We start from the raw sequence: 702 nt of genomic DNA, 5'->3' as shown, positions 1-702 counted from the left end.
GCCGCCAGATCGAAACTGTGGCCCGCTACTTCATCGACGGCCTTCGTCAGCCCGTCGTCTGAAAAATCGCTGGCATCAATGATCTGCCAACCAAAGTCAGCCTCCCCGGCGGGCACCACTACCTGCCGCGGTATGCCATTGCTCGCGACGAACAGCGTCCGCAGCGATTCGTGACGGTCCACCACATCGGCCAGCGCGACCGACAGCACCGTCGCATCGAGCCTGCCGCTGAGCCGCAACCCCACCGCCATGTTGTAGACCGCGGACGGCCCCTGCAACTGAGAGATGAACCACAACCGGCTCTGCGCAAACGACAACGGCACCACCGCCGGCCGCTGCACCGCCACCAACGGCTCCAGCCCACCCCCACTCGAACCGACACGAGAAGCCAACCGCGCAACCGAAGGCGCCTCAAACAGATCGCGCACCGAAACACCGGCACCCAAACCCGAATTGACCGCCGCGACCAAACGCATCGCCGACAACGAATCCCCGCCCAAATCGAAGAACGAGTCATCCACACCGACCCGCTCCACACCCAAAATCCGCGCGTAAATACCCGCCAGCATCTCCTCGGTGGGCGTCACCGGTGCCCGGTACTCTCTGGTGTTGTAGTCCGGTGTGGGCAGGGCGCGTTTGTCGAGTTTGCCGTTGCTCGTTAACGGCAGATGGTCGAGGCCCACGAGCGCGGTGGGCACCATA

At 63.8% G+C, this 702-nt stretch carries 1 protein-coding gene; it reads right to left on the bottom strand.

The window, feature by feature from the left end; translation table 11 throughout:
* The coding region (locus AC5Y4T_RS26150) for a condensation domain-containing protein (RefSeq protein WP_499956147.1) at positions 1 to 702 on the bottom strand (702 nt) is incomplete at both ends.

The sequence above is a fragment of the Mycobacterium sp. NGS11 genome (assembly GCF_059813315.1).
The sequence above is the reverse complement of the archived record's forward strand: the minus strand, read 5'-3'. Positions and strand labels throughout refer to the sequence as shown.